Origin of the sequence: Burkholderia latens (assembly GCF_001718795.1) — a bacterium.
Lineage (GTDB): Bacteria > Pseudomonadota > Gammaproteobacteria > Burkholderiales > Burkholderiaceae > Burkholderia > Burkholderia latens_A.
In genome coordinates this window covers 3,220,089-3,244,634 of the sequence record NZ_CP013435.1, presented here as the reverse complement: position 1 = coordinate 3,244,634, position 24,546 = coordinate 3,220,089, and the positions used below count along the sequence as shown (strand labels likewise).

Sequence of the window (24,546 nt, the reverse complement as noted above, 5' to 3'; positions counted from 1 at the left end):
TGATCGGCGGAGGAGCGCGCCCGCCGGCGGCGCACCGTGCGGAGAGGTGCTCGGCGATCGCGGGCGCTGCCTACTGCAGGATCAGGCGAAGTTGCGCATCCGCATGTTCGGTCGGCGGTTTTGTGAAGCCGCTCTTCGCGTAGCGGTGCCAGCGACCGAGCACGTAGCTGACCACGAGGCTTGCGCGCACCGCCGGGTCGTAATCGGCGGGCAGCGCCGCCGGCGCGGTCGCAGCCGGTGCGTCCCGCTCGCCGGCCTCGAGCCGCGCGAACCGCAGCGATTGCCTGAGCGACGCCTCGATCCGCTCGAGCATCTGCTCGACGCGCTCGGCCAGCCGCTCGTCCTCGCCGACCAGCGCCTCGCCGGTCAGCACGCGCGTCATCCCGGGATTCTTTGCGGCGAAATTGAGCATCGTGAGCGCGATCGTGCGCGCCTGCAGCACGCCGTTCGGCTCCTTTGCGACGATCTGGTTTACGAGCCCGAACAGCGCCTGCTCGATGAACTCGATCAGCCCTTCGTACATTTTCGCCTTGCTGGAGAAATGGCGGTACAACGCGGCTTCCGACACGTCGAGCCGTGCGGCGAGCGCGGCCGTCGTGATTTTCTCGGGCTTCGGCGCTTCGAGCATCGCCGCGAGCGTCTGCAGGATCATCACGCGCCGCTCGCCCGGCTTCGGGCGCGGGCGGGACGGCGTGGCCTGGTTCTCCGTTACGGCTTGGTCCTGCGGGTAAGTCGGCTGCATTTTTGTCGCCCCGATCGTGTGCCCAGTCGCAGCGATTTTAACGAACGAATGCGCTGGTCGACATAATGCGGCCGGCCGGTGTTCGGCAGATGGCCGGGCAGGTGGCCGGTGATCCACACGGTGCCGATGCCGAGCCGCTTGTAGCGCTTCAGGTGGCCGCGCGTATCCTCGACGAGGATCGCGTCGGCGAGCCGCGCGTGCGCGGCGCGCAGCGTCCGGCGCAGCATCGTGTGATCGGGCTTCGCGCGCCACGTGCGGCGGTCGCGCATGTGCTCGATCGCGATCACGCGTTCGAACAGCCGCTCGATGCGCAGCTCGCGCAGCACCGCGCGCGCATAGTTCTCCGGCGCATTGGTCAGCACGAACTTGCGGCCCGGCAGCGCCGCGACGATGCGTGCGAGGCCGCGCTCGGCGCGCAGCATCGCCGGCAAATCGGGAAACGTGTGGACGACCCGCAGGAAGTCGTGCGGATCGATCGGATGATGGCGCGTGAGGCCGAGGAGCGCGGCACCGTAGCGTTGCGTGTAGCCCGTGCGCAGGCGGTCGGCTTCGGCGCGTTCGATCTGCAGCGCGTCGATGATGTACTGCGTCATCGCACGGTTGATCTCCGGAAAGATCGCGTGCGATGCGTGGTGCAGCGTGTTGTCGAGATCGAACAGCCAGACGGGCGCGCCGGCACGCGGCCGGCTGCGGGAGATGCGCCGGCGTCGCAATGACGCCGGCAGGCCGGTGCGCGAGGACGGGCGGCGCGCGCTCAATGCGAGCGGATCATCGTGCCGAACGGCTGCTCGGTCAGGATTTCGAGCAGCACCGAATGTTCGATGCGGCCGTCGACGATGTGCACCGACTTCACGCCGCTCTTTGCCGCGTCGAGCGCCGACGAGATCTTCGGCAGCATGCCGCCCGAGATCGTGCCGTCTTCGAACAGCGCGTCGATCTCGCGTGCGGACAGGTCGGTCAGCAGGTTGCCGTCCTTGTCCATCACGCCGGGGATGTTGGTCATCATCAGCAGCTTCTCGGCATTCAGCACCGTGGCGAGCTTGCCGGCGACGAGATCTGCGTTGATGTTGTACGACAGCCCATCTTCGCCGAAGCCGATCGGCGAGATCACCGGAATGAACGCATCGTCCTGCAGCGCCTTCACGACCGCCGGGTTGATCGCCTCGACTTCGCCGACCTGGCCGATGTCGATGTACTGGCCCGGATTGTCGCGGTCCGGCATCAGCAGCTTGCGGGCGTGAATCAGGCCGCCGTCCTTGCCCGTCAGGCCCACCGCGTGGCCGCCGAAATGGTTGATCAGCATCACGATGTCCTGCTGCACTTCGCCGCCCAGCACCCATTCGACGACTTCCATCGTCTCTTCGTCGGTCACGCGCATGCCCTGGATGAAGGTGCCGGCCTTGCCGATCTTCTTCAGTGCGTGATCGATTTGCGGACCGCCGCCGTGGACGATCACCGGATTGATGCCGACGAGTTTCAGCAGGATCACGTCGCGCGCGAAGCCCTGCTTGAGCCGCTCTTCCGTCATCGCATTGCCGCCGTATTTGATCACCACGGTCTTGCCGTGGTAGCGGCGGATGTACGGCAGCGCCTCGGCGAGGATTTCTGCTTTCAGCGTCGGGGCGATCTGCGAGAGGTCGATGGGCTCGGACATGGCGGCGGCTCTGGCTGGGAACGGTTGAAACAGGGCGAATTGTACAGGAGTGGCGCAGCGCAGCATCGGGTTTTTGGGCCGGCCGGAAGGCGGGTGCCGGCGGCCGTGGGCCTTGCGCGGCGGCCCGCCCGCGCGGGCGCTGCGCGTCGCTGCGACGGTGCGGGCGGAGCGCGCGCCGTGCGCAGGGGCACGTGTTCGCGGCAGCCATCGGCCGGACGGCCGGCGTGCAAAATCCGCGCGCCGCGCTATGCTAGTCGCGTAGGGCGATGTCCACGCCCGCTTCCGCCCGAGCCATGACCGATTCCGCCGCCGAAGCCCGTTCGACCCCGCACCGCGCGCGGTGCCCGCACTGCGGGCGCGGCTTCGACTGCGGCGCCGGCACGCAGCCGTTCGAGTGCTGGTGCGCGTCGATGCCGGCGCTGCCCGGCGAAGCGCCGCCGGCCGCCGGCGCGCGCTGCCGCTGCCCCGAATGCCTGGCCGACGAGCTCGCACGGCGCATGGCCGGCGCGGCCGGCTGACGGTGCAGATCCGTGCCGCCCGCCGCGGCGCAGCCTCACCCGGTTGCCGGTTCGTCCGGTGCGATCCGGCCCCCGGTGGAGTTGCCGGACGCTAAACGGGTAAACTGCTCGGATGCAACGAATCACCACCACCGGGCGCGTCAACCTCAGTCATCTGTTCTGGCTGCGCAATCTCGCGATCATCGGCCAGCTCGTGACGATCGGCGTCGTGCAGACCTATTTCGGCGTGCATCTGCCGTTGCCGGCGATGCTGATGGTCATCGCGCTCGAAATCGTCTTCAATGCACTGACCTGGGTGCGCGTGCTGCGCGCGCGCCCCGAGACCAATTTCGAGCTGCTCGGCCAGCTGTGGGTCGATCTCGGCGCGCTGTCGGCGCTGCTGTTCCTGTCGGGTGGCACGACTAATCCGTTCGTGTCGCTTTACCTGCCGTCGCTCGCGATCGCGGCGGCCGTGCTGCCGTGGCACCTGATGATCTGGCTCGCGGCGTTCGCGGTCGCGTGCTACGCGGCGCTCGGCTTCGATTCGGTGCCGCTCAACATGGACAACCCGGCAAACCTGTTCGACTACTACCGCACCGGGATGTGGGTGAACTTCATGGTCAGCGTCGGGCTGATCGCGTGGTTCGTCGCGCGCATGTCGAACGCGCTGCGCCAGCGCGATGCGGCGCTCGGCGAGGCGCAGGCGCATCTGCTGCGCGACGAGCGGGCGGTCGCGCTCGGCGTGCAGGCTGCGACGGTCGCACACGAGATGGGCACGCCGCTGTCGACGATCGCGATGCTCGCGGAAGAACTGCGCGACGCGGCCCGCGCCGATCCGGGCCTCGCGCGCTACGAGGCCGACCTGAAGGTGCTGGAAGAGCAGATGACGCTCTGCACGTCGGCGCTTGCGCGCCTGCGCAGCCGCGCGAGCGCACCGGCCAGCCGCCAGCCGGTGGACGACTGGCTCGACACGTTCGTCGAGCACTGGCGGCTGCGGCATCCGCACGTGGAGTTCGATCTGCTCGGCGCGCGCCCGTCGGGCGTCGCGCTCGACGACACGGTCGCGGCGGGCCAGATCCTGACGATCCTGCTCGACAACGCCGCGCGTGCAAGCCCGCACCGCGTGACGCTGGCCGCGAAGCTCGCGCACAGCGAGCGCGCGAGCGGGGGCGACCAGATCGAATTCGAAGTATGCGACGACGGCCCGGGCATTCCGGCCGCGTTGCGCGAATCGCTCGGGGCGATGCCGGTCGACAGCACGCAGGGCGGCCACGGGGTCGGCCTGTACCTTGCATTCAGCGCGGCCGTGCGCTTGGGCGGCGAGATCGAACTGTCCGATGTCGCGCCGCGCTCGGCCGCCGGCAACGGACGCACCGGCGGCGGCGCACACGGTCACGCCGCTTCGGGAGCGGCGCAGCGCACGGCCGAGCGGGCGGCAGCGCCGGACACCCGCGTGGCGACCGCGCCCGGCCGCGGCACGCGCGCGGTCCTGCGCCTGCCGGTGGCGCGCATGACGGCGCCGGCCGCCTCAACCAACACGTAGACGGAGAAACCACATGAGCGAGAACAATTTCCTGGTGATCGACGACAACGAGGTGTTCGCGGGCACGCTCGCGCGCGGCCTCGAGCGCCGCGGCTACGCGGTCCAGCAGGCGCACGACAAGGAGGCGGCACTGCGGCTCGCGGCAGGCGGCAAGTTCCAGTTCATTACCGTCGACCTGCATCTCGGCGAGGATTCGGGACTGAGCCTGATCGCGCCGTTGTGCGACCTGCAACCCGATGCGCGGATTCTGGTGCTGACCGGCTACGCAAGCATCGCGACCGCGGTGCAGGCGGTGAAGGAGGGCGCGGACAACTATCTCGCGAAGCCCGCAAACGTCGAGTCTATCCTTGCCGCGCTGCAGACCAACGCGAGCGAAGTCCAGGCCGACGAGGCGCTCGAGAATCCGGTCGTGCTGTCGGTCGACCGGCTCGAATGGGAGCACATCCAGCGCGTGCTCGCGGAGAACAACAACAACATCTCGGCCACGGCGCGCGCCCTGAACATGCACCGCCGCACGCTGCAGCGCAAGCTCGCGAAGAAGCCGGTGCGCCAGTAAGCGGCGCGGCGCCTGCCGCGCCCGCCAACGAAAACGGGCGGCCCCCGACAAAGGGGCCGCCCGTCCATGATCCGGCGCCGCGCGCGTTACAGCACGTAGCGCGACAGGTCTTCGTCCTGCGACACTTCGCCGAGCGCCCGGTCGACGTATTGCGCGTCGATCGTCACGCGCTCGCCGGCGTGGTTGCCGGCCGAGAACGACACTTCCTCCAGCAGCTTTTCGATCACCGTGTACAGGCGGCGCGCGCCGATGTTCTCGGTCTTCTCGTTGACCGCATAGGCGATCTCGGCGAGGCGGCGGATGCCGTCTTCGGCGAACTCGAGCTCCACGTCTTCGGTGGCGAGCAGCGCCTGGTACTGCTTGACGAGGCTCGCATCGGTCGCGACGAGGATCGCTTCGAAGTCGTTGACCGACAGCGAGTCGAGCTCGACGCGAATCGGGAAGCGGCCCTGCAGTTCGGGAATCAGGTCGCTCGGCTTCGCGAGGTGGAACGCGCCGCTCGCGATGAACAGGATGTGATCAGTTTTCACCATCCCGTATTTCGTGTTGACGGTCGTACCCTCGACGAGCGGCAGCAAATCGCGCTGCACGCCCTGGCGCGACACTTCGCCGCCGCTGCCTTCGTTGTTGCGCGACGTGATCTTGTCGATCTCGTCGAGGAACACGATGCCGTTCTGCTCGACGTTCTGCACGGCCTTCGTCTTCACTTCCTCTTCGTTCAGCATCTTCGCCGCTTCCTCGTCGGTCAGCAGCTTCAGCGCTTCCTTGATCTTCACCTTGCGGCGCTGCTTCTTGCCGCTGCCGAGGTTCGAGAACATCGAGCGGATCTGCTCGGTCATCTCCTCCATTCCCGGCGGCGCCATGATGTCCATGCCGACCGACGGCTGCTCGAGGTCGAGCTCGACTTCCTTGTCGTCGAGCTGGCCTTCGCGCAGGCGCTTGCGGAACGTCTGGCGCGTCGCGTTGTTGTCGTCGTTCGCGTGCTCGGCGTTGCCGCCGAAGCCCACCGCGCGCGGTTGCGGCAGCAGGATGTCGAGGATGCGGTCTTCGGCCTGGTCGGTCGCCTTGCTGCGGACCTTGCGCATCTCCGATTCGCGCGTCTGCTTGACCGAGATCTCGATCAGGTCGCGCACGATGCTGTCGACGTCGCGGCCGACGTAGCCGACTTCGGTGAACTTGGTCGCTTCGATCTTGATGAACGGCGCATCGGCGAGCTTCGCGAGGCGGCGCGCGATTTCGGTCTTGCCGACGCCCGTCGGCCCGATCATCAGGATGTTCTTCGGCGTGATTTCCTGGCGCAGCGGGTCGGCGACCTGCTGGCGGCGCCAGCGGTTGCGCAGCGCGACCGCGACCGCCTTCTTCGCCTTGGCCTGGCCGATGATGTGCTTGTCGAGTTCCGAGACGATCTCGGCAGGGGTCATGGTGCTCATGGTGCGGTCCTTACTCGATCGTTTCGATGATGCGGTTGTGGTTCGTGTAGATGCACATGTCGCCGGCGATCTCGAGCGATTTCTCGACGATCTCGCGCGGGGACAGCTCGGTGTTCTCCGCGAGCGCGCGGGCCGCGGCCTGCGCGTACGCGCCGCCCGAGCCGATTGCGCAGATGCCGCCTTCCGGATCGAGCACGTCGCCGTTGCCGGTGATCACGAGCGTGGTGGTGGCATCGGCCGTGATCAGCATCGCCTCGAGGCGGCGCAGCATCCGGTCGGTGCGCCAGTCCTTCGCGAGCTCGACGGCCGCGCGGGTCAGGTTGCCCTGGTGCTTCTCGAGCTTCGCCTCGAAGCGATCGAGCAGCGAGAACGCATCGGCGGTGCCGCCCGCGAATCCGACCAGTACCTGGTTGTTGTAGATCCGCCGCACTTTCCGCGCGCCACCCTTCATGACGATGTTGCCGAGGGTTACCTGGCCGTCGCCGCCGAGCGCGACCTTGTCGCCGCGCCGGACCGAAACGATGGTCGTGCCGTGAAATTGCTCCATCTGCGTTCCTTGAGAAAAACGGGGAAGAGTCGGGCGGCGCGACGCGCCGCCGCGTGAATCCGCAGTGCGCCGGGAAGCGGCCCGGCGCGCGTCCGTTTCATTTTAGGGCGGGCGCCGGGATATCAAGAGGAGGATGCAAATCGGCCGGCGGGCCGGGAGCCGGCGCCGGAAAAACAAAAAGCGCGCGGCAGGCCGCGCGCTTTCGGGAAGCAGCGTGTAGGAGCGGAACGCCGCTCGATCAGTCGCCGAACAGCTTCTGGCGCAGCTCGCGGCGCTCCTGCGCCTCGAGCGACAGCGTGGCCGTCGGACGCGCGAGCAGGCGCGGGATGCCGATCGGTTCGCCGGTTTCCTCGCACCAGCCGTAGTCGCCCGACTCGATGCGGGCGAGCGACTGCTGAACCTTCTTGAGGAGCTTGCGTTCGCGGTCGCGCGTGCGCAGCTCGAGCGCGTGCTCTTCCTCGATCGTCGCGCGATCGGCGGGATCGGGCACGATCACCGTCTCGCGCAGGTTCTCGGTCGTCTGGCCTGCATTCTTGAGGATGTCCGCCTGCAACTGTTCGAGCCGATTTTTGAAGAAGGCGAGCTGATCCTCATTCATGTAATCCTTGTCGCTCATCTTCAGGATTTCGGCTTCGGTCAAGAGTTTCTTCGTCATCTGCTTGCTTCTTCAATGTGCGGCAAATCAGTAGATATTGCCTGCACTTTGGGATTACCCGCAACTGCACTTGCAATCACTTGCGACTTGCCGCTGCGGGGCCGAAAGCCTCTGGAAAACCGGTTCTCAAATACCAGGATAGGCCTGGCGCGGATTTGCGCGCGCGGCGAACCGGTGCTGCGCGGCAGATCGCATCGGCCGCGGCCGGGTGGCGGATGGGCGATCCGGCGCGGTTGCGATGCCCGGGTAATGGTTCAGCAAGAACCGGGCCTGTTATTGCCGTACTCCAGCGGGCACGTATTGTAACTGAATCGCAAGCGGGCGCCGTATCGGGTCGATCCCCGTCGGCTGCGCCAATATCTAGAAAATATAACGCGCAAATCGCGAAAAAGCGATGACGGCGAAACCCTGCCCGGAAACGGCGCCGCGCCGCCGTCGGCGGCCGCCGGCGAAGGCGGCCGCGCGGCTCCCGCATGCGCGGGGGCCCGAACGCTCAGGCGAGGCAGGCGTCGAGGCCGTCGGTGATCAGATCCTGCGGCAGGTCGACGCCGATGAACACCATCTTGTTGGTCTTCTTTTCGGCCGGCAGCCATTTCGCTGCCAGGTCGCTGCCCATCATCTGGTGCACGCCCTGGAACACGACCTTGCGGTCGACGCCCTTCATGTAAAGCACGCCCTTGTAGCGCAGCATCCGTTCGCCGTAGATCTGCAGAATCCCGCCGAGGAAGTCTTCCAGCTTGTTGGGATCGAACGGGCGGTCGTTCCGGTACACGAACGACTTGATCTTGTCGTCGTGGTGCGCATGATGGTGATGATGGCCGTGCTCGTGATCGTGCGCGCATTGACCATGATCGTGGTCGCAATTCGCGTGATCGTGATCATGGTCGTGATCGTGGTGATGATGCGCGTGGTCGTCCTCGGCGAGGAAGTCCGGATCGATCTCGAGCTTCGCGTTCAGATTGAAGCCGCGCAGGTCGAAGATTTCCTTGATGTCCGCTTCCCCGAAGTTCACGACCCTGATCGTCGCCTTCGGATTCATGTGCATCAGGCGATGCTTGAGTGCCGCGACGGCCTGGTCGTCGACCAGGTCCGACTTCGTGATGAACAGGCGATCGGCGAAGCCGACCTGGCGCTGCACCACTTCGTGTTCGTCAAGCTGTGCGTTCGCGTGCTTCGCGTCGACCAGCGTGATGATCGCGTCGAGCAGGAAGTCGTCGGCGATCTCGCTGTCGATGAAGAAGGTTTGCGCGACGGGGCCCGGGTTCGCGAGGCCGGTCGTTTCGATCACGATCCGGTCGAAGTCGAGCTTGCCTTCGCGCTTCTTCGCGGCCAGATCGCCGAGGGCGCGCGCGAGGTCGCCGCGGATCGTGCAGCAGATGCAGCCGTTGCTCATCTGGATGATCTGCTCGTTCGTGTCCTGGACGAGGATCTCGTTGTCGATGTTCTCTTCGCCGAATTCGTTCTCGATCACGGCGATCTTCATGCCGTGCTGTTCGTTCAGGATGCGCTTGAGCAGCGTCGTCTTGCCGCTGCCGAGGAAGCCGGTGAGGATGGTGACGGGAGTGGCCATGTCGGTCGCCTGTGGTTCGTGAATCGGGGTCAAAACCAGGATGTGTGCGTCGCGCCGTCGGCTCGCGAGCCGGGGCGCACAACCATCCATTGAAACATACCTGTCAAGCCCGCGCCCGTCGTCCGGACGACAGGGGCGAGCGGAGGTCCGCCACGCGCGGCGCGCTTCAATGGCCGCCGGCGGACTCGGGTGTGCGTCTAGATCGGGGCGGTCAGACGATTTGCAACAGCAGACCCTTCAGATATTCGCCTTCGGGGAACGCCGCCAGCAGCGGATGGTCGACGCCCGCGCCGAGGCGCTTCAGAATCCGCGCGTCGACCTTCGCGTCGGCGGCTGCGCCGGCGACGATCTTCTGGAACAGGTCCATGTCGATCGCGCCCGAGCACGAGTACGTGAACAGCAGGCCGCCCGGGCGCAGCAGCCGGAAGCCGCTCAGGTTGATGTCCTTGTATGCGCGCGCTGCGCGGTCGACGCTGTCGCGCGTCGGCGCGAACTTCGGCGGATCGAGCACGATCAGGTCGAAACGCTCGCCTTCGTCGACGAGGCGGCGCAGCGTCTTGAACGCGTCCGCGTCGAGCCAGGTTGCACGGTCGGCGTCGAAGCCGTTCGCGACGACGTTCTGTTGCGCGAGCGCGAGCGCATCGCCCGACGAGTCGATCGACACCACGCGTTTCGCGCCGCCCTTGAGCGCCGCGAGCGAGAAGCCGCCCGTGTAGCAGAAGCAGTTGAGCACGTCGCGGCCGTCAGCGTATTGCGCGACCAGCGCGCGGTTGTCGCGCTGGTCGACGTAGAAGCCCGTCTTGTGGCCGTTCGGCACGTCGACGTGATAACGCACGCCGTTTTCGTTCGCGATCAGCGTCGCGGGCGGTGCGTCGCCGGCGAGCACGCCGGTCGTCTGCTCGAGCCCTTCCTTGTCGCGGATCGACACGTCCGAGCGTTCGTACACGTTCGGGCAGCCGGTCGCGCCGGTCAAGGCCGAGACGATCGCCTCCTTCCACGCTTCGACGCCCGCGGCCATGAACTGGCATACGAGCTGGCCGCGCGGCGCCGCACCCGGCTCCGCCGTATCCGCGACGTAGTAGTCGACGATCAACCCCGGCAGCCCGTCCGCTTCGCCGAACACGAGCCGCACCGCGCCGGTGCCCGACACCATCGTCGTCCGGTGGGCGACCGCGCGCTGCACGCGGCGCTTGAAGAATGCGTGGTCGATCGGCTCGTTCTCGTCGAAACTCCACACGCGCACGCGGATCTGCGATTGCGGACTGTACGCGCCGCGCGCGAGGAAGCGGCCGTCGTGCGCGCGTACGACCACGGTTGCGCCGGGCGCGGGCTTGCCGTCGACGCGGTCGATCGCATTCGCGTAGACCCACGGATGCCGGCGCAGCAGCGATTTGTCCTTGGACGGTTTGAGTGTGACGGTTTGCATGATCGGATCGGGTGAGCCGCGGGCGTTGCCGGCCGTGGCCGGCCGCCGCGCGCGGCGGGGAATGCGGGATGCGCGTCAGTCGCGCTTCTTCGCGCGCGGATGCGCGCTGTCGTAAATCTTCGCGAGATGCTGGAAATCGAGCGACGTGTAGATCTGCGTCGCGGCAATGCTCGCGTGGCCCAGCAGTTCCTGCACCGCGCGCAGGTCGCCGCTCGACTGCAACACGTGCGTCGCGAACGAATGGCGCAGCACGTGCGGGTGCACGTTCGCAGGGATGCCCGCGGCGAGCGCGGCGCGCTTTACGCGCTCGCGCACGACGCCCGGTGCCATCCGGTTGCCGCGCACCGACACGAACAGCGGATGCGGATCGTGCTTCACGAACTCGTTGCGCACCGCGAGCCACGCGTTCAGCGCGTCGATCGCCTTGCGCCCGACCGGCACCTTGCGTTCCTTGTTGCCCTTGCCGCGCACCGTGACTTCGGCTTCGGCGAGGTCGAGCCAGCCGGCCGAGCGGTAGCCGTCGGCCTGCGTGTACGCGACGTCGAGCCCGACCAGTTCGGCGAGGCGCAGCCCCGACGAATAGAACAGCTCGAGGATCGCGCGATCCCTGATCCCTTCGGTCGTATCGGGCAGCGGCGTATCCATCAGTGCGACCGCATCGTCGACCGACAGCGCTTTGGGCAGCGATTTCTCGCGTTTGGGCGCGCGTACCCCGGCGACGGGATTCGCGGGCATCTCGATGTGCTGTGCGAACCAGCGATAGAACGCGCGCCATGCGGAAAGCCGGTGCGAGATCGAGCGCGCGGACAGCCCGCCCGCGTGTGCGCGCACGACCGCGCCGCGCATGTCGGCGGCCGTCAGCGCTTCGAGCGGGCGGCCGGCGGCGAGCTTTTTCAGTTCGTCGAGCTCGTGCGTGTACGCGCGCAGCGTGTGTTCCGACAACTGCCTGACATGCTTCAGGTTCGACAGGTAAGCGGCGATCGGATCGTCGGTCATCGGTGCGACGTCAGTGCGGCAGCAGGCGTGTGAGCGCGGCGCTCGCGAGCGTCGCGATCTGCGCAAGGAAATCGGTCGCCATTCCGTCGTGGAAGCGGCGCGGATCGGGCGAGCCGAGCACGAGCAGCCCGAACGCGGGCGCGTCGTTGCCGGCAAGCGGCGGGCGCAGCGCAAGCAGCGCCACGGACGCGGCCGCGCCGTCGCCGGCCGGCGCGGCTTCGGCGCCTTCCGCGGCCGTCGCGGCCGACGACGCGATCGCCGGCGCGAGCCACTGGGCGGCTTCGAAACCGGTGTTCGCGCCGCAGTACGGCGTCGACAGCCCGTTCGTGAACAGCCGCACCTCCTCGCCGACCTGGCGCGCGAAATCGGCCTGCGAATAGGTGTCGGCGACATCCCAGACGCGCAGTGCCGTCTGCGGCACGTCGAACACGTCGGCGATGCCTTCGGCGATCGTGCGCGGCAGCGCGTACGGGTCGCGTTCCGCGATCACGCGCGCGGTCCAGCGGCTGAACTTCGCGGACAGGCTGTCGTTCTCGTGGCCGTACCGCACGAGCTCGGCGAGCCGGCGTTCGAGATGCTTGTTCTTGTCGCGCAGCATTTCCATCTGCCGCTCCTGCAGCGAGATCGCGGCCTTGCCGTGCGGATTCGCGAGACGGATCGTCGCGAGCAGTTCCGCGTGTTGCGCGAAGAATTCGGGATTGGCGAGCAGGTAGTCGGCGACTTCGCGATCGTTCATGAGGCTGGAGCGTTGTTCGGTTATCGGAGCGTTGAAGGGTCAGACGTTCAGGTCGATTACGCCTTCGAATACGGTCGTGGCCGGCCCGGCCATCGTCAGCGCGGCGGTTTCGTCTTGCGCGCCGTCCCAGGCGATCGTCAGCGTGCCGCCGTGCGTGTGCACGGTCACCGGCGAATCGAGCAGGCCGCGCCGGATGCCGGCGGCCACGGCCGCACACGCGCCGGTGCCGCACGCGAGGGTTTCGCCCGCGCCGCGTTCATACACGCGCAGCTTCACCTCGTTGCGCGAGACGATTTGCATGAACCCGGCGTTCACGCGCTGCGGGAAGCGCTCGTGGCGTTCGATCAGCGGGCCTTCGGCGAGCACCGGGTACGCTTCGGCGTCGTCGACTGCCTGCACCGCGTGCGGATTGCCCATCGATACCGTCGAGATCCAGCGCGTCCGGCCGCCGACGTCGAGCGGCCACAGCGTGTCGCGGCCTTCCGTGCGGCCTTCGAGCCCCGCTGCATCAAACGGCACCTGCGCCGGCGTGAACACGGGCGCGCCCATGTCGACGACGACTTCGCCGTTGTCCTGCATCGTCAGCGTGATCAGGCCCTTCATCACCTGCACGCGCACGCTGCGCTTGTCGGTCAGGCCGCGGTCGCTGACGAACTTCACGAAGCAGCGTGCGCCGTTGCCGCAGTGTTCGACCTCGCCGCCGTCGCAATTGAAGATCCGGTATTTGAAGTCGGCGCCGTCGACGGTCGGCTTCTCGACGAGCAGCAGCTGGTCGGCGCCGATCCCGAAGTGTCGGTTGGCGAGCGCGCGCACTTGCGCGTCGGTGAGCGGCGGCAACGCGCGCGAATAGCCGTCGAGCACGACGAAGTCGTTGCCCGCGCCGTGCATCTTGGTGAACGAGAGTTTCACTGGATCCGGAATTCCATGACGAACGAGGCGATCGGCACGGCGGACGCAGCGTACCGCCATTACGGGCGGCGTCGTTCGTCGTGCTGATCTCAACCGCAAATGATACATGCAGCCGACAGGGGCGTCCCGCGCGGGCGGGGCGGTGTGGCCGCGATGTGGCCGTCAAGGGCGGCGGAACGCGATGTGCATCTGTCCGGGGCGCGGCATCTCGCCGGAAATGGCGCTGCGTCTCGAAGCGTGGCCCGGTGAGGAAAACGGCGGGAACGCTGATCCGTGGCTCGCGCAGCAGTCGGCCTGCGATCTCTGGCAGGCGCGCGAAAGGCGCGAAGAAAGTGGCGAGAGCGCAGGCGCGCGCGTGACGGCGCGCCCGCGCGTTCGACTCAGTAGAGGCTCGGCTCGCCGGGCGGCCGCGTCTTGAAGCGCTTGTGGACCCAGTAATACTGCTCGGGCATCAACGGAATCTGTTCCTCAAGGAATTCGTTCATCCGCCGCGCGTCGAGATCGTCGTCGCCGGTCGGGTAGTTGTTCCACGGCTTGAACACCTTCAGCCGATAACCCTTGTAGTTCGGCAGCACCTCGCCGATGAACGGCACGACCTGCGCGCGGCCCGTTTTTGCGAGCCGGCCGACGGCCGTCAGCGTGCACGCGGGCACGCCGAAGAACGGCACGAACGTCGAATTGCGCAAACCGTAGTCCATGTCCGCGCCGAGCATCACCGGCTTGCGATCCCGCAGCCAGCGCAGCACGACTCGCGCGCTGTCCGCGCGCCCGACCATCTCGGCATCGAAACGTCCGCGCGCCTGCTTCGCCGCTTCCTCGAGCACCGCGTTCGAGAACGGCTGGTACAGCGACCCGCAGCGCCGTTGCAGCGACCGGTTCAGCCAGATCGAGCCGGCTTCGATGCCGACGAAATGCAGGCCGAGAAACAGCGTCGGGGGCAGATCGGGATCGGTGAGATCGACGGCGCTGTCGACCTGGATCAACTTCGCGAGCTTGCGCTCGGAGCCGAACCACTGAACGCTGCGTTCCACATAGCTGCGGATCGCGTGGCGGAAATGCTGGCCCGCCACTTCCTCGCGCCGGTCGTCGCTCCAGTCGGGGAAGCAGAGTTTCAGATTGATATGTACGATGCGCTTGCGCCGGCTGGGAATCTGATACAGCAGCCAGCCGAGGCCATCGCCGAACCGCGCGGTCAAACCGTACGGCAGCAGGGCGAGCAGCTTCAGCAAGCCGATGGCGAGGTGCGTGCCGAGGCGGCCTAGCATGCGGAATCTCCGTGGGGCCGGCTGGCCGGCACGTTGCGAACAGGGGGGTGGAACAGCGGACGATGCAGCACGGGCGGCGCTCTGTGACAATTCACGAAAGCCGCTATAATACGGGCTTCGCCGAGTTAACTGACAACTTGCGGGGCGAAGCCGGCTGGCGCGAAGCGCGCTGCCCGGTCCTGGTAATCCGCTAAAGCGTCGCCGCTTCAGGCCCAACGAAGCTGGCTACGTGAAACCAACCGTAACCACACAGGAGCCTGAAAAAGTGGCAAACGATTATCTCTTCACGTCCGAATCCGTCTCCGAAGGCCATCCGGACAAGGTCGCGGACCAGATCTCGGACGCGATTCTCGACGCCATCCTCGAGCAAGACAAATACTCCCGCGTTGCGGCCGAAACGCTGTGCAACACGGGTCTCGTCGTGCTGGCCGGTGAAATCACCACGACGGCCAACATCGACTACATCCAGATCGCGCGCGACACCATCAAGCGCATCGGCTACGACAACACCGACTACGGCATCGACTACAAGGGCTGCGCGGTGCTCGTCGCGTACGACAAGCAGTCGCCGGACATCGCGCAAGGCGTCGACCGTGCGCACGACGACAATCTCGATCAAGGCGCGGGCGACCAGGGCCTGATGTTCGGTTATGCGTGCGACGAAACGCCGGAACTGATGCCGCTGCCGATCTACCTGTCGCATCGTCTCGTCGAGCGCCAGGCCAGCTTGCGCCGCGACGGCCGCCTGCAGTGGCTGCGCCCGGACGCGAAGTCGCAGGTCACGGTCCGCTACGTCGACGGCAAGCCCGACTCGATCGACACCGTCGTGCTGTCCACGCAGCACGCACCGGACATCGAGCTGCCGGCGCTGCGCGAAGCCGTGATCGAAGAAATCATCAAGCCGACGCTGCCGGCCGAACTGATCAAGGGCGACATCAAGTTCCTGGTGAACCCGACCGGCCGGTTCGTGATCGGCGGCCCGCAGGGCGACTGCGGCCTGACCGGCCGCAAGATCATCGTCGATACGTACGGCGGCGCAGCACCGCACGGCGGCGGCGCGTTCTCGGGCAAGGATCCGTCGAAGGTCGACCGTTCGGCAGCGTATGCCGGCCGCTACGTCGCGAAGAACATCGTCGCCGCAGGGCTCGCGTCGCGCGCGCTGATCCAGGTGTCGTACGCGATCGGCGTCGCGGAGCCGACCTCGGTGATGGTCAACACGTTCGGCACGGGCCGCGTGTCGGATGCGGTAATCACGAAGCTCGTGCGCGAGCATTTCGACCTGCGTCCGAAGGGCATCATCAAGATGCTCGACCTGCTGCGCCCGATCTACGAGAAGACGGCCGCCTATGGCCACTTCGGCCGCGAAGAGCCGGAATTCTCGTGGGAAGCGACCGACAAGGCACTCGCGCTGGCCGAAGCGGCGGGCGTGGAGCCGACGGCGCGCGTCGCGTAAGCGCCTATCCGCTTGAAACAAAAAACCCCGGCATGCCGGGGTTTTTTCATTTCCGCCGCGCGTCGCGAGAGGACGACGGTCACGACGGCCATGGCGGGAGGGGCCGCCGGTGCGGCCTCAGCGTGCGCTGAACCCGAACCACCCGTTGCTCGCCGCGAGGCGGCGCGGGCGATTGACGCGGCGCTGCGGGCCGAGCGTTCGGCGCACCGCGAGCGCGCGCAGCGACGACGGCTTCTGCAGCAGCGAGCGCAGCCCGGCGCGGCGGGCGAATGCCTGCGCGCTCATCATCGAGAAAAACGCATGGAACCACGCGCGGATGCCGTCCAGCCGGCTGTGTGCCTGCGTGTGCTCGGCGAGCGCCCGCGTGCGTGCGCGGTGATGGCGCAGCGAGCGGGCGGGAGCGGACGGCACGACGCGCTTGGCTGCGCGGCTGAGACGGGAAGTCAGACGGAATGGCATGTGAACGATGCTTCGCTTGTATGGATGGCGCCCTTGAAGAACGCACTGGTATGAATAACGGCCTCGGATGGCGCAACGCATCTTATCGAAAGTCGTTGCGCGCCGCGCCCGCCAGAATTGACAGGCCGCGTCAGGCTACAGGGGATTCATGACGCGCAAAAGTCGCGATAAACCCTCGTGCCGCAAGCGCGTGGCCGCATACCGCCTGTCGCTGAGGCTCGCGCGGCGCCGCACAGTTCCCTTGCGCCAGATCAAATCCGCGATTGGCATGCCCCTGCGCACGACAATGGCGCTGTTCGCGGTATCGGACGCCGATTTACAATCGTCACATTCACACAATAAACGCCTGGCATCCCATGTCGTCTCCATTGCAGTTGGAATCGATCCGCGCGCAAGTCGCGGAATTGCGCGAACGCGGCTTCGTCGTCGCGCGCGGCCTTGTCGGCGAAGCGCAGTGCGCGACGCTCAAGCAGATCGCGGAGCGCCAGTTGCAGGAAGCGGCGGAGCCGATCGAATTCGAGGCGGATTTGCGCTATCCGGGCGCGCCCGAATCGAAGCATGCGCCCGGCGGGCATACGGTGCGGCGGCTGCTTGATGCGTACACACGCGATCCGGCGTTCGCCGAGCGCGCGGTCGCACCCGAAATCGGCGCGTGGATGCGTGAATACTTCGGCGAGCAGCCGGTGCTGTCGCGCGCGCATCACAACTGCATGATGACGAAACACCCGGCGTACGGGAGCCTGACCGGCTGGCATCGCGATTTTCGCTACTGGTCGTTCGAACGCGCGGACATGGTGTCGGTGTGGCTGGCGCTCGGGCCGGAAACGAACGAGAACGGCGCACTGTGGCTGGTGCCGGGCTCGCACACGGCTGAATTCGGGCCCGAAGCGTTCGACGATGCGAAGTTCTTCCGCAGCGATCTGCCGGAGAACCGGAAGCTGATCGATGCGGCGACCTGCCCGCCGCTGCAGACGGGCGACGTCGTGTTCTTTCACTGCAACACGCTGCATTCGGCCGGGCAGAACCGCTCGGACCACGTGAAGTTCTCGCTCGTCTACACGTATCACGGCGTAAGCAACCGGCCGGTGCCGGGCACGCGCTCCGCATCCAAGCCGGAAGTGCAGTTCTAGCAACGGCTGCGCGGCGTGGCATTGCCGCCGGGCGTGCGGATGAAGAAACGGGCGGCATCGGCCGCCTGTTGCGTTTTGTGCGGCCTGCGTCGCGCGATGTACGCCGCGTCGCGCGGCCGCGCGATCAGCGCTTGTTGGCCGGCATCGCGAGGCCGATCAGGCCGATCAGCAACGCGACGGCGCCGCCGGCGATCAGCAGGATCGTCTTCGTGGCGGGCGAGCCGGTGAAAAAGCGCGCCACGTTGTCGTTGATCGAATGGAACGACTGGCCGCCGAAATACAGCAGCACGACGCCGCCGACGAGCAGTGCAACCGAGATGACGCGGGACATACCAACCTCGCTGTAACGGTAATTCGAGACGCCGCAGTGTAGGCGACGCGCGCGGCCGCGTCCATGTCCGTGCGCGGTTGCGCGGCGTTCGTTACCATAGCCGTCGTACGTTTCCTTCGCCGCCGGCGCGCGATGTTCGTGCGCGGCGCGCCCCTTCCCCCACGTCCTGACGGAACCGATCCATGGCCTACGAAGCAGCTACCGAACGTTATGCCGACATGCAATACCGTACCTGCGGCAAATCCGGGCTCAAACTACCCGCCCTGTCGCTAGGCCTGTGGCACAACTTCGGCGACTCGACGCCGATCGACACGCAGCGCGACATCCTGCGCACCGCGTTCGATCTCGGCATCAATCACTTCGACCTCGCGAACAACTACGGGCCGCCGTACGGCAGCGCGGAAACCAACTTCGGCCGGCTGCTGAAGGAAGACTTCCGGCCGTACCGCGACGAGCTGCTGATCTCGACGAAGGCAGGCTGGGACATGTGGCCGGGGCCTTACGGCAGCGGCGGCGGCTCGCGCAAGTACGTGCTCGCAAGCCTCGACCAGAGCCTGCAGCGAATGGGCGTCGACTACGTCGACATCTTCTATTCGCACCGCTTCGACGCGCACACGCCGCTCGAGGAGACGGCCGGCGCGCTCGCATCGGCCGTGCAGCAGGGCAAGGCGCTGTATATCGGCATCTCGTCGTACTCGGCCGCGAAGACGCGTGAGATGGCCGCGTTGCTCGCGCAATACAAGGTGCCGCTGCTGATTCACCAGCCGTCGTACAACATGCTGAACCGCTGGATCGAGCACGAGTTGCTCGATACGCTCGACGAGATCGGCACCGGCAGCATCGCATTCACGCCGCTCGCGCAGGGGCTGCTGACGTCGAAATACCTGAACGGCGTGCCGGCCGACGCTCGCGTGAACAAGCCGGGCGGCGGCTCGCTGAAACAGGATCACCTGAGCGCGGACAACCTCGAGCACGTTCGCAAGCTCAACGGTATCGCCGAGCGGCGCGGGCAGAGCCTCGCGCAAATGGCGCTCGCGTGGGTGCTGCGCGGTGGCCGTGTGACCTCCGCACTCATCGGCGCAAGTCGCGCGGAGCAGGTGCGCGAAAACGTCGGCGCGCTGAAAAACCTCGAATTCTCGGCGGACGAAGTCGCGGAGATCGATCGCTACGCGACCGAAGGCGGCATCAATCTGTGGGAAAAGCCGTCCACCGATCAGGCGATCTGATCGGCAGCCATGACGGTCGATACGGCATGCGAACCATCGGATGCCGTATCGCGATGCGTGCATGCGAACCGTCACGCCGCTGCGGTGCAGCGACGTGGCGGACACCCGCCGGCACGCGTCGGCGCTGCGCTAGATCAGCGCGGGCAGCCCTTCTACCAGCAGCACCGCGACACCGACGCCAAGAATGACACCGAGCACGCGCAGCAGGTTGTGACGGAACTGGGTTGCGCACGGCACCGCGCCGAGGAATAGCGCTCCGGCAAGCGCCATCGGAATCAACAGGATGAAATCGCCGATCGTGAAGTAGGTCGTCATGCGTGTCTCCGTAGTCGGCCGGCGCACGCGCGTGCTCCAGCCCCATGCCGGGCATTTCTAGTATCGTGCCGACCCGTTTGCGAGCGGGAGCGGACAATTCGAGTATAGGCAACCTCGCGGCGTTTTTCGCTATCCGAACCATTAAAAGGCTGCAGGAAACCGGCGGGAAACCGCGTCGTTCGCGCAAACAAGACGAATGCCTTTCGCAAGTCTTTCCCGTTCCTTTCGTTCTGCGCGCAGACGTCGTATGCGTCCGATACAAGCCGCCGCACCCGCGCGGGCGCGGCGGCTTCCGTCCGGTTACGCGCGGTCGGGCCGCGTGCGAGCGGCCGGCGTGCGGAACACCAGCGCGAGCCCGGCCACGATCGCCGCCATGCCGGCGAGTGCGAGCGGCTCGGGCCGGTTGCCGAGCCACACGGCGTCCATCAGCGTGGTAACGACGGGCACGAGATAGAACAGGCTCGTGACGTTCACGAGATCGCCGCGCTGCATCAATCGGTAGAACAGCAGTTGCGCGATCACGGAAATCACGATGCCGAGCCACAGCAGCGGCACGACGAACGCCCAGCCGGCGTCGAGCGAAATCGGCCGGAACGGCAGGATCGCTACGCACAGCGCGAGGCCGATCGCATTCTGCAGCGGCAGCACGTCGGCCGGCGCCGTACGCACCCGTTTTTGCAGCATCGAGCCGACGGTCAGCGCCGCGAGCGCGGTGAGCGCGCACGCGGCGCCGGCGATCGACAGTCCCGTACCGCCCACGCCGCGGCACACGACGACTGCGAGGCCGGCGAGCGACAGGCCGAGGCCAGCGAGGCGCATCGGCTGCCAGCGCCGCTCGACGATCGCGAGCGTGAGGATCGGTTGCACGCCGAGGATCGTCGCGAGCACGCCCGGCGCGATTCCGCGCTCAAGGGCGAGCAGGTAGAAGATCGAATAGCCGCCCATCAGCAGCAGTCCGGTCAGCACGGCCATGCGCCGCTCGCCGCGCGGCGGCAGCCAGCGGCCGCGCACGACCGCCAGCGCGACCAGCACCAGCGATGCGAGCGCGAAACGGGCGGTGAGAAAGACGAACGCCGATGCGTGACGCAGCCCGAGTTCGGCGAAGATTGCGCCGCTGCTCCATAGCAGAACGAAGAGCGACGTGATGCCATGCGCGGCGAGCGCGCGTTTGAACGAAACCATGTGAATCCACCTGTCGTACGGATCGAAACGTTCCATGTCGCGCGCGCAGCGATATACCGCGCGTGATCACGCGCGAGCGACTGCAAACTGGCGACTGGAATGCGGAAAGCGAAGCCGGCTGATTAGCCGACGCGTGCCGCCGGCGGGGGCGGCGCGGCGCCGACGACCGGCGGTGCGACAGGAGGAGGGAGGACCGATGGATGCGCGCACGCCTGCGGCCGCGTGTCGAACTGCGGCCGGGATTTTGCGAGAGCGGACGTGAGCGGATGCATCGTGTGTCGAAATGCGCTTGAACGCGGATGAACGTTAAAGGTACAGCACGGCGGCGCTCCCGCGCAACTGCGGCGGTACGCAAGAAAGTCGGGAGAAGTCTGTATAGCCGGCGGGCGAACCGCAATGTGATGCTCGCGCGCCAGTCGCCACGCGAGCTGCATTCGAACCAGGAAGAGAGGCGTTGCGGCGCGCAGCGGGGCGCGGTTTCCGTCGCGTGCGGTCACGCGAAGTGTCCCGGCTGCCGGAGCAAAGGCCAGACGATACGCGCATTGCGCGATTCGGATGCGCATCGCGCGGCCCGCCGGATTCGGCGGTCAGTCACATTCGACAGGGTATGATGGGGGTAACCGCGCGTGCAAGCGCACGTGCGACGCAGTGGTTGATTGGAGACATTCGACGAATTCGCGGCACTTCGCCCGCTTCTTCTTCTTTTCGCGCTTCGATAAACCGTGAACAATGGGATTACGCGCCACAGCCCGGCAACGGCGGCGCGGATCGTGCATTTGCCGGCTCGCCACCGAGCCGGGTTTCAAGTTTCAAGAGTGGGGAACCATCATGCATGTCGGGTCGATCGTTTGTACTACCCATATCGCAGTGCCGAAGGGCGCGCGCGGCATCGTTCAGCGCGTTCTGGGCGACATGGCCATGGTGACCTGGTACGCGGGCGTGCCGGGCGCGTCGAAGGAACTCAACACCGAGCCGTTCTTTCTCGAGGACCTGATCGATACCGGCGAATCCGTGCTGCCCGCCGGCGCTGCGATCCACTGAGCGAGCGCGCCGCACCCGGCGCTCGTGTTTCGGCTCGGGTGACGGCACAATGCGGGGCATGAAAGACGACACTTCCGCCCCCGCCACACCCGCCGGCCCGCCGTTCGCCGGCCTCACGCCCGAGTGCGTGCTCGACGCGCTCGACAGCGTGTTGATGCCGGCCGGCCTGCGCACCGACGGGCGCCTGCTCGCGCTCAACAGTTACGAAAACCGCGTGTACCAGGTGGGCATCGAGGACGGCCCGCCCATCGTCGCGAAATTCTACCGGCCGGCGCGCTGGACGGACGACGCGATCCTCGAAGAACACGCGTTCGTCGCCGAACTCGCCGCGCGCGAGATTCCGGCGGTTCCCGCGCGCGTCATCGACGGCCGCACGCTGCACGCGTTCGAAGGCTTCCGCTTCTCGGTGTTCGAGCGGCGCGGCGGCCGCGCGCCCGATCTCGACCGCAGCGAAACGCTCGAATGGCTCGGCCGCTTCATCGGCCGCATTCATGCGGTCGGCGCGACGCAGCCGTACATGGCACGGCCGGTGCTCGATATCCGCACGTTCGGCCACGAGCCGCGCGACTACCTGCTCGCGCACGATTTCATTCCCGACGATGTACGGCCGGCTTACGCGACGGCGGTCGCGCTCGCGCTCGAAGGCGTCGAGGCCGCGTTCGAGCGCGCAGGGGACATCCGGCTGCTGCGCACGCACGGCGACTGCCATCCGAGCAACGTGCTGTGGACCGACGCGGGCCCGCATTTCGTCGATTTCGACGACAGCCGGATGGCGCCCGCGGTCCAGGATCTGTGGCTGCTGCTGCCCGGCGATCGCGACGGCGCATCGCGCGCGCTCGCGGACCTGCTCGCCGGTTATGAGGACTTCTGCGAATTCGAGCCGCGCGAGCTGCATCTGGTCGAAGCGCTGCGCACGCTGCGCTTGATCCACTACGCGGCGTGGCTCGCGCGCCGCTGGGACGATCCGGCGTTTCCGGCCGCGTTCCCGTGGTTCAACACACATCGCTATTGGGAAGCCCGCGTGCTCGAACTGCGCGAGCAGATCGGCGCAATGCAGGAAGGGCCGCTCTGGCCCGTGTAACGCGCGAACGTGCGCGGCAGCGTGGCCGCGCGGCGTCGGCGGGCGGACCGACGCGCGCGGCGCGGGCCGCGTCGCTCAGAATTTCAGCATCATCCTGATCACGGCCGCAAAGCGCTTGCCGTACGGCGGCGCGATCAGCCCGCGCGTGTTCAGGCGCGCCTGCGTGAGCACGGGCTTCATCTTCGAGAACGTCACGAAGCCGTCGTAGCCGTGATACGCGCCCATCCCGCTCGCGCCGACGCCGCCGAACGGCAGGCTGCCGCATGCAATGTGCAGAAGCGCATCGTTGACCGTCACGCCGCCCGAAATCGTTTCGCGCATCACGCGATCGATCGTGCCGGCATCCTCGTCGAACAGGTACAGCGCGAGCGGCCGCGGGCGCGCGTTCACGTAGGCGATCGCCTCGTCGAGCCGCTCGTACGGCACGAGCGGCAACAGCGGTCCGAAGATTTCCTCCTGCATCAGCTGAGAAGCGGCCGGCACGTGCGTGACCGCGCACGGCACGAACCGGCGCGATGCGGGGTCGGACTGCGCGTCCGACAGAGGATGCAATTGGGCGCCGGCCGCCTGCGCGTCCGTCGCGAGCTGCTGGAGCCGCGCGTAGTGGCGCGGCGATACGATCGTCGTGTAGTCGCCGTTGGTCGACAGATTCGGATAAAGCTTCGCGAAGCGCGCCCGCGCGCGCTCGATGAATGCGCCTTCCATTCCGCGCGGCAGCAGCACGTAGTCGGGCGCGATGCAGGTCTGCCCGGCGTTCAGCGTCTTGCCGCCGACGATCGCGTCGACGGCCGCGTCGAAGCGCGCGTTCGGGCCGATGATCGCCGGCGACTTGCCGCCGAGCTCGAGCGTAACCGGCGTGAGGTTGTCGGCCGCGGCGCGCATCACGTGTCTGCCGACCTGCGTCGAGCCGGTGAACAGCAGGTGATCGAACGGCAACGCGCTGAACGCTGCGCCGACGTCCGCATCGCCGTTGACGACTGCGACGTGGTCGCGCGAGAACGTCTTCGCGATCAGCTGCTCGAACAGCGCAGACGTGCGCGGCGTCAGTTCGGACATCTTGATGATTGCGCGATTGCCCGCGGCGAGCGCGCAGATCAGCGGGCCGGCGGCGAGCAGGACCGGATAGTTCCACGGCACGACGATCCCGACTACGCCGAGCGGTTGCGGCAGCACTTTCGCGCGCGCCGGCCGCAGCCATTTGTTCATCGGCTTGCGCATCGGCTTCATCCAGCGCTTGCCGTGCTTGAGCGCGTCGTCGATCTCTTCCTTCGCCATCCATATTTCCGACAGCAGCACTTCCTGCTTCGCGCGATGGCCGAAGTCGGCGCTGATTGCATCGGCGAGCGCATCCGCGTGATCGATCAGCATCGTGCGCAGCGCACGCAGGTGCTTCGCGCGGGTGTCCCATTCGGGGTAGGGCGCGCGAAGGTAGGCCGCGCGCTGGTCGCGCAGCAGCGAAGTCAGCGCATCGACCGACGGCAGCGCTTGCGGGGCCAGTTCGGGCAGGTCGTTTTTCATGTCGTGTCCTCCAGTTGGGCGTGGCGCGGCGGCCGGCAGTCAGGTCGCGCGTGCGCGCTCGGCGAGCGTGGCAAGTCGGTTCGGGATGGCGCGCATCGCGCGGCGCGGGGCCGGATCCGATGCGCGGTCGAAAAGCGGGTGAAGCATCCGGCGAGCGTCGCGTGCGCGCGACGGTGTCCGGATGTCGAAACGGGATCGTACGGGAGGCGGCCGCGTCTCGAAGCCGCGTGGGAACGGTGCGCGATCGCGTGCCGCGCTCCGTCGACGACGCTCCGACGCGGGCC

The 24,546-nt window shown here is 67.1% G+C and carries 25 protein-coding genes and 1 pseudogene; 9 read left to right on the top strand and 17 right to left on the bottom strand.

What is annotated here, in order from left to right; all coding sequences use genetic code 11:
* Positions 1–70 precede the first annotated feature (70 nt).
* From slmA to argB, 3 genes are read right to left on the bottom strand one after another with little or no spacing between them, the layout of a single operon-like run.
* Positions 71–742, bottom strand: a complete 672-nt coding sequence (gene slmA, locus WK25_RS15040) for a nucleoid occlusion factor SlmA (protein WP_040142501.1) — start codon at positions 740–742, stop codon at positions 71–73.
* Complete coding sequence (locus WK25_RS15035; protein WP_069241866.1) at positions 709–1,500, bottom strand: pyrimidine 5'-nucleotidase; 792 nt, start codon at positions 1,498–1,500, stop codon at positions 709–711. The genes slmA and WK25_RS15035 overlap by 34 nt, the downstream gene beginning before the upstream one ends.
* Complete coding sequence (gene argB, locus WK25_RS15030) at positions 1,497–2,396, bottom strand: acetylglutamate kinase (RefSeq protein WP_006490510.1); 900 nt, start codon at positions 2,394–2,396, stop codon at positions 1,497–1,499. Before argB ends, WK25_RS15035 begins: the two co-directional genes overlap by 4 nt.
* Positions 2,397–2,689: 293 nt before the next feature.
* Here argB and WK25_RS15025 point away from each other — a divergent pair, with 293 nt between their 5' ends.
* The 3 genes from WK25_RS15025 (at position 2,690) to WK25_RS15015 (ending at position 4,992) form a co-directional block, all read left to right on the top strand.
* Positions 2,690–2,914 (top strand): cysteine-rich CWC family protein, encoded by a 225-nt coding sequence (locus tag WK25_RS15025; RefSeq protein WP_040142499.1) that lies wholly within the window; start codon positions 2,690–2,692, stop codon positions 2,912–2,914.
* Positions 2,915–3,026: 112 nt separating this feature from the next.
* Positions 3,027–4,436, top strand: a complete 1,410-nt coding sequence (locus tag WK25_RS15020; protein ID WP_069241865.1) for an ATP-binding protein — start codon at positions 3,027–3,029, stop codon at positions 4,434–4,436.
* A 13-nt stretch (positions 4,437–4,449) separates the two neighbouring features.
* Positions 4,450–4,992, top strand: coding sequence for a response regulator transcription factor (locus WK25_RS15015; protein ID WP_006755258.1), 543 nt, complete (start codon positions 4,450–4,452; stop codon positions 4,990–4,992).
* 86 nt (positions 4,993–5,078) lie between these two features.
* Here WK25_RS15015 and hslU read toward each other — a convergent pair whose 3' ends face one another.
* The 8 genes from hslU to dapF all read right to left on the bottom strand — a co-directional run bounded on the left by hslU (position 5,079) and on the right by dapF (position 13,261).
* Positions 5,079–6,422 (bottom strand): ATP-dependent protease ATPase subunit HslU, encoded by a 1,344-nt coding sequence (hslU, locus tag WK25_RS15010; protein WP_040142497.1) that lies wholly within the window; start codon positions 6,420–6,422, stop codon positions 5,079–5,081.
* A 10-nt stretch (positions 6,423–6,432) separates the two neighbouring features.
* Entirely contained in the window at positions 6,433–6,969 is a 537-nt protein-coding gene (gene hslV, locus WK25_RS15005; protein WP_006760749.1) for an ATP-dependent protease subunit HslV, read from the bottom strand.
* A 238-nt stretch (positions 6,970–7,207) separates the two neighbouring features.
* Positions 7,208–7,624, bottom strand: a complete 417-nt coding sequence (gene dksA, locus WK25_RS15000) for an RNA polymerase-binding protein DksA (RefSeq protein WP_009690247.1) — start codon at positions 7,622–7,624, stop codon at positions 7,208–7,210.
* A 493-nt stretch (positions 7,625–8,117) separates the two neighbouring features.
* The gene (locus tag WK25_RS14995) at positions 8,118–9,194 is read right to left on the bottom strand and encodes a CobW family GTP-binding protein (protein WP_040142496.1); all 1,077 of its coding nucleotides are present in this window, start codon (positions 9,192–9,194) and stop codon (positions 8,118–8,120) included.
* 211 nt (positions 9,195–9,405) lie between these two features.
* Positions 9,406–10,620: a class I SAM-dependent rRNA methyltransferase gene (locus WK25_RS14990; RefSeq protein WP_069241864.1), complete on the bottom strand. Its 1,215-nt coding sequence runs from the start codon at positions 10,618–10,620 to the stop codon at positions 9,406–9,408.
* Positions 10,621–10,695: 75 nt separating this feature from the next.
* Entirely contained in the window at positions 10,696–11,616 is a 921-nt protein-coding gene (gene xerC / locus WK25_RS14985) for a tyrosine recombinase XerC (protein WP_069241863.1), read from the bottom strand.
* Between the two features lie 10 nt (positions 11,617–11,626).
* Positions 11,627–12,352: a DUF484 family protein gene (locus WK25_RS14980; RefSeq protein ID WP_040142493.1), complete on the bottom strand. Its 726-nt coding sequence runs from the start codon at positions 12,350–12,352 to the stop codon at positions 11,627–11,629.
* A gap of 39 nt (positions 12,353–12,391) precedes the next feature.
* Positions 12,392–13,261: a diaminopimelate epimerase gene (gene dapF, locus WK25_RS14975; RefSeq protein WP_069241862.1), complete on the bottom strand. Its 870-nt coding sequence runs from the start codon at positions 13,259–13,261 to the stop codon at positions 12,392–12,394.
* Between the two features lie 202 nt (positions 13,262–13,463).
* Here dapF and WK25_RS32420 point away from each other — a divergent pair.
* Positions 13,464–13,620: pseudogene (locus WK25_RS32420) on the top strand (addiction module antidote protein, HigA family); the annotation flags it as partial.
* A 21-nt stretch (positions 13,621–13,641) separates the two neighbouring features.
* Here WK25_RS32420 and lpxL read toward each other — a convergent pair.
* Complete coding sequence (gene lpxL / locus WK25_RS14970; RefSeq protein WP_069241861.1) at positions 13,642–14,526, bottom strand: lauroyl acyltransferase LpxL; 885 nt, start codon at positions 14,524–14,526, stop codon at positions 13,642–13,644.
* 265 nt (positions 14,527–14,791) lie between these two features.
* Between lpxL and metK the strand changes: the two genes are divergently transcribed.
* Positions 14,792–15,979, top strand: coding sequence for a methionine adenosyltransferase (gene metK, locus WK25_RS14965; protein ID WP_011546455.1), 1,188 nt, complete (start codon positions 14,792–14,794; stop codon positions 15,977–15,979).
* Positions 15,980–16,096: 117 nt separating this feature from the next.
* Here metK and WK25_RS14960 read toward each other — a convergent pair whose 3' ends face one another.
* On the bottom strand, positions 16,097–16,438 hold the full coding sequence (locus tag WK25_RS14960; protein ID WP_069241860.1) for a hypothetical protein: 342 nt from the start codon (positions 16,436–16,438) through the stop codon (positions 16,097–16,099).
* Between the two features lie 356 nt (positions 16,439–16,794).
* On the opposite strand from WK25_RS14960, the gene WK25_RS14955 reads away from it, so the two are divergent.
* The gene (locus WK25_RS14955) at positions 16,795–17,568 is read left to right on the top strand and encodes a phytanoyl-CoA dioxygenase family protein (RefSeq protein WP_040142488.1); all 774 of its coding nucleotides are present in this window, start codon (positions 16,795–16,797) and stop codon (positions 17,566–17,568) included.
* Positions 17,569–17,692: 124 nt separating this feature from the next.
* Here the strand turns inward: WK25_RS14955 and WK25_RS14950 are convergent, their stop codons facing one another.
* A complete protein-coding gene (locus WK25_RS14950; protein WP_040142487.1) occupies positions 17,693–17,899 on the bottom strand; it encodes a DUF3185 family protein in 207 nt (68 codons plus the stop codon).
* Positions 17,900–18,081: 182 nt separating this feature from the next.
* On the opposite strand from WK25_RS14950, the gene mgrA reads away from it, so the two are divergent.
* Complete coding sequence (gene mgrA / locus WK25_RS14945) at positions 18,082–19,125, top strand: L-glyceraldehyde 3-phosphate reductase (protein ID WP_059545690.1); 1,044 nt, start codon at positions 18,082–18,084, stop codon at positions 19,123–19,125.
* Between the two features lie 129 nt (positions 19,126–19,254).
* Here the strand turns inward: mgrA and WK25_RS14940 are convergent, their stop codons facing one another.
* A complete protein-coding gene (locus WK25_RS14940; RefSeq protein WP_006482800.1) occupies positions 19,255–19,440 on the bottom strand; it encodes a hypothetical protein in 186 nt (61 codons plus the stop codon).
* Between the two features lie 300 nt (positions 19,441–19,740).
* Entirely contained in the window at positions 19,741–20,622 is an 882-nt protein-coding gene (locus WK25_RS14935; protein ID WP_069242011.1) for a DMT family transporter, read from the bottom strand.
* An 828-nt stretch (positions 20,623–21,450) separates the two neighbouring features.
* Here WK25_RS14935 and WK25_RS14930 point away from each other — a divergent pair.
* Complete coding sequence (locus WK25_RS14930) at positions 21,451–21,663, top strand: hypothetical protein (protein WP_040142485.1); 213 nt, start codon at positions 21,451–21,453, stop codon at positions 21,661–21,663.
* A gap of 49 nt (positions 21,664–21,712) precedes the next feature.
* Positions 21,713–22,744 (top strand): serine/threonine protein kinase, encoded by a 1,032-nt coding sequence (locus tag WK25_RS14925; RefSeq protein ID WP_069241859.1) that lies wholly within the window; start codon positions 21,713–21,715, stop codon positions 22,742–22,744.
* Positions 22,745–22,819: 75 nt separating this feature from the next.
* On the opposite strand, the gene WK25_RS14920 is transcribed toward WK25_RS14925, so the two are convergent.
* Positions 22,820–24,262, bottom strand: a complete 1,443-nt coding sequence (locus WK25_RS14920; protein WP_040142481.1) for a coniferyl aldehyde dehydrogenase — start codon at positions 24,260–24,262, stop codon at positions 22,820–22,822.
* Positions 24,263–24,546: the final 284 nt, after the last annotated feature.